This window comes from Psychrobacter sp., assembly GCF_036731945.1.
Taxonomy (GTDB): Bacteria; Pseudomonadota; Gammaproteobacteria; order Pseudomonadales; family Moraxellaceae; genus Psychrobacter.
In genome coordinates this window covers 68,069-71,983 of sequence record NZ_DAINDI010000003.1, presented here as the reverse complement: position 1 = coordinate 71,983, position 3,915 = coordinate 68,069, and the positions used below count along the sequence as shown (strand labels likewise).

The 3,915-nt window shown below is 45.2% G+C and carries 4 protein-coding genes; all 4 read right to left on the bottom strand.

Going from position 1 to position 3,915, the window contains the following annotated elements; translation table 11 throughout:
- Positions 1-713: hypothetical protein (locus V7D75_RS01215; protein ID WP_333613072.1), on the bottom strand; the 713-nt coding region annotated here is incomplete at its 3' end.
- Between the two features lie 35 nt (positions 714-748).
- Positions 749-1,708, bottom strand: a complete 960-nt coding sequence (locus V7D75_RS01210) for an AAA family ATPase (RefSeq protein WP_333613071.1) — start codon at positions 1,706-1,708, stop codon at positions 749-751.
- Positions 1,709-1,792: 84 nt separating this feature from the next.
- Positions 1,793-2,248 (bottom strand): c-type cytochrome, encoded by a 456-nt coding sequence (locus tag V7D75_RS01205; protein ID WP_333613070.1) that lies wholly within the window; start codon positions 2,246-2,248, stop codon positions 1,793-1,795.
- A 164-nt stretch (positions 2,249-2,412) separates the two neighbouring features.
- Positions 2,413-3,915 (bottom strand): EAL domain-containing protein (locus tag V7D75_RS01200; protein ID WP_333613069.1); only part of this gene is annotated, 1,503 nt, incomplete at its 5' end.

Sequence of the window (3,915 nt, the reverse complement as noted above, 5' to 3'; positions counted from 1 at the left end):
TATTGCCCGCCTATTGGCAAATCCTCCGGACTGGCAATGGCATATTGTGCCTGCCAGTCAAATACTTCAGGTTTTGGATAAACCCACGCGCTACGGGCGAAATAGACATACGACCATGCGCGCATAATCCCTAACGGATACACAGTTTTTATTTTTAATCTTGGTAGTTGCAACTTCCCACGACGATGAGTCTGCACCGGCAAACGAATGATTTGTTCATCTTGTAGGCGCGTGACCAATACTGAGTGCTGACTATCAGCATTAATTTCATGTTTGTTATCGTTGTTTTTATCGGCTTTTTTATAGGACTTTTGCTCAGTCTGCTCAAAGGTAAATAATAACTGGCGTCTTGGTCGGCGGCTGTCATTACGCAGCTGCAACGTGACCCAAACAGGCGCGCCGGCTTCTGCCATGGTGACATCAAGCAACCGTACTTGTAGACCCGAGATATGCGCAAAGGTCACATGAAAGCTAATGAGCCAGACGCTAATGAGATAAAAGCACAGCCCCAATACCAAGTTATTACCATAGTTGATACCGGCGATAAAGGTGATGATTAATAAAACGGCAAACAGCAGCCCTTCACGGCTAAAAAAGATATAGACGTTACGCAAATTCAGCGTCGCACTATCACTTTTTGGCGCACGCGCGGCAAACCAACGGCTTAATAATGAGCTGGCTGGTACGGTTAAGGCTTTTGGCAAAAAGCTCATGACTACCCTATCCTTACCATAAAAGATGCAAACAATTAAATAACGACAGCCACGTCTGCCAATATACGTTGAGCGATGGTTTGTGTGACTTGTCCGCCAGTCACGTGTGCTGGCACGAAACGCTGGCCAAGTCGATGGTCAGTGACCGCCGCAAATACCGCTTGAATATCTTCGGGCGTCACTTCCATATGTCCCGATACATAAGCATAGGCTTGCGCCGCGCGCTGTAGTGATAGCACACCACGCGGTGATAAACCATGATAATCAAAGCTTGCACGCGTTTTTGCAACCAGTCTTTGCAGATAATCCAACACCACATCGGCGACATAAACCTGCTTAACCCCATGTTGCGCCAATAATACCGCCTCGGTATCTAGTACGGCGCCAAGCTGTTTTAATAATTCACGGCGATTTTGTCCCTTTAACAGCTCGCGCTCTGCAGCAGGCGATGGATAACCAAGCGACAAACACAATAAAAACCTGTCCAGCTGCGATTCAGGCAGTGGGTAGACACCTGCTTGCTGCAATGGGTTTTGGGTGGCTATGACAAAAAACGGCTGCGGTAATGGATAGGTTTGACCATCTTGCGTCACTTGCCGCTCTTCCATGGCTTCTAATAACGCACTCTGGGTTTTGGGACTAGAGCGATTGATCTCATCGGCGAGTAACAACTGCGTAAAGATAGGTCCGGGACGAAACTCGAATTGCTGCTGACTTTGATCAAAAATACTCATACCCAAGATATCTGCTGGCAGCATATCATTGGTAAATTGCACACGGCTAAAACTCAGCCCGAGCAATTGCGCCAAGCCTTGCGCCAACGTCGTTTTACCCATACCTGGCAGATCTTGCAACAACAAGTGCCCGCCTGCCAAAATACCACTGAGCGCCAGCTTAACCACCTCGGGTTTATCTAGCACTATTTGATTTAATTGCGCCATTAACTGAGCAATTTTTTGCTGATTATGGCGATAGTCATTGGTGGCTTGCTTCATTATCGATTCTTGGCTCATTTTTTAATGAAATAGGTTTAAAAAAGAATACTTCTCTGTCAGGTATTTCTCAATCAGGCACTGCTGCTATTTTGTTTCATCAACTGTTGGTACCGGTGCCCGCAGCGTTGATAAATAAGCAATCACATCGGTACGCTCCTTACTATCGGGCATCGGATCTGACAGCATTTTTGAGTCGGGCATGGCTTTTTCAGCATCAGCGATATAAGTATCCAGCGTCTTGGCATCCCATACCCAACCTGATGTCGTCAGCCCTTCGCTATAGGTGTAATCCTCTAACTCGGCGGCATTTGCGCCATAAACATTCATCAGCTGTGGCCCTTTTTTATTGAGCCCTGGGTTGAGTTGATGACACTGAGCGCAAGCATCTTGGTATATCAGCGCACCGTTATCGGCATCGCCCTCAGTATAAAGCGGCAGCGTGACCGGATCTCGATAATCAGGGGGTGTTTTCTCACAAGCGGTGAGCGATAAAACAGTGGCCAATACAGCGCCTAATTGATATTTTTTGACAATAGACATGGTGGAATAATCTTAAATTGAGGAGCATGGGCTATGTATGCGCCTACCTCAACCACAATACAAGGTAAAAAGGACAAACACACATAGCGCTGCGTAGCAGTATATATCGTTGCTAACCGTTAAATATGGGTTATGTGGTAAAAATAAAAATTAGTTGCCTAGACTTAACTCTCGCTTGATACTTTTATGGTATTACTAGGTGCTTCTAAATAATAACCCTGTAAGTAGCGTGCGCCCACGCTCCACGCGACTGACATGGTCCCCGCATCTTCAATATATGGCATCAAGACATCAACGCTAATTTCATTGGTACGCATGATAAGCGACTTAACCGTTTCTAAATTCTCAGGGTTATCAATCCCTTCGACATAATTGCGGGCTAAGCGCACCATATCAGGCTGCACAAAATTGGCCAGCTCAACCGACTTAGCTGATGAGCCAAAATTATTAATGCCCAGCAGGCAGTTGACTTGGTTAAGCGCTTTAAATTGCGATTTTGCGACAGTCAAATGATCGGCAATGTCTTTTTCATTAAACTGTAAGGTTAACGCGCCCGCTTTACCACCGACAGCATTGATGAGTTGACTAGCAACGCTCGGCAGTTTTTTATCTATCAACGACGCATTGGTCAGTTGTACCAATAACCTTGATTTACGCACGTCATTGATTTTTTTACAGGCATTGATCAATATCCAGCGGTCAATTTTTTCAAGGAGCTTGTGCGCTTTGGCCACCGCCATAAACTGGTCAGGGGTCAGTACGGTATTGTTCGCATCTGCTAATGGCAGGCGTAGATACACCTCAAAGAAATCACTGCGATCATGATTGATATCATATATGGGCTGGAAAGACAGCTCAAAGCGATTATTAGCAATAGCATCGACTAAAGACTCAGCAAGGGCATGATCATCACTATTGGCATGTTCGCTAGCGTCATATAGATGGTATTTATCACCGTGATTGGAGGTTTCAATCATAATTTGATTGATAGCATCTAGCGCCCGCTCAAGCAACACTCTTGGCTCTGGCGTATTTTTTTCTATCTTCACGATCGCAATACTTGCCGTGGTACTTAACGTCCGTTTATCTACCTCAATAAACATCTGACTAATAGTCGAACCAATTTTCTCAGCCAATTTCTCAAGCGCAGCGGTATTTTGATTTTCTATCAAGATAGTAAAAGCCGTATCGCTAAAGCGGCTCACATGGCTGTTTCCCTCTATCTCATTTGTCATTAGCTCATCTAAGGCATAGGCGACTTGCTGCACGGTGGTATCAACACCTTGTAAACCTAAGCTGCTTCTAATCTTACCCACATTATCGAGTTGAATATAAAATAATCCTGCCGTCAAAGCGCCTTGTTTTGCTTGCTCATAAACTTTCGTCAGCTGCAATTCAAAACCGAGGCGATTATCAATACCCGTTAAGCTGTCTTTACGTTCGGCTGCTGCCAAACGCTTGGCAACGTCGGCGCTATTAGTGTTATTTTGCTGAATAATGATTTGGGTAACGGGCTCACCATCAAGGGTCGCGACTGCCAGCTGTAATTTTGCTTCAAAGGTACTGCCATCGGTACGTTTGCTTTCAAAATTAAACTCAACGTCTTTGCGGTTGCCTTTATCAAATTGACGTAAAAATTGCTTGAAGGCTTTGATATTGTCACCGCC

What these genes read in the sequence shown, in the direction of transcription:
- V7D75_RS01210 (WP_333613071.1), bottom strand. Translation starts at nt 1,708, where the DNA reads ATGAAGCAAGCCACCAATGACTATCGCCATAATCAGCAAAAAATTGCT.
- V7D75_RS01205 (WP_333613070.1), bottom strand. Translation starts at nt 2,248, where the DNA reads ATGTCTATTGTCAAAAAATATCAATTAGGCGCTGTATTGGCCACTGTT.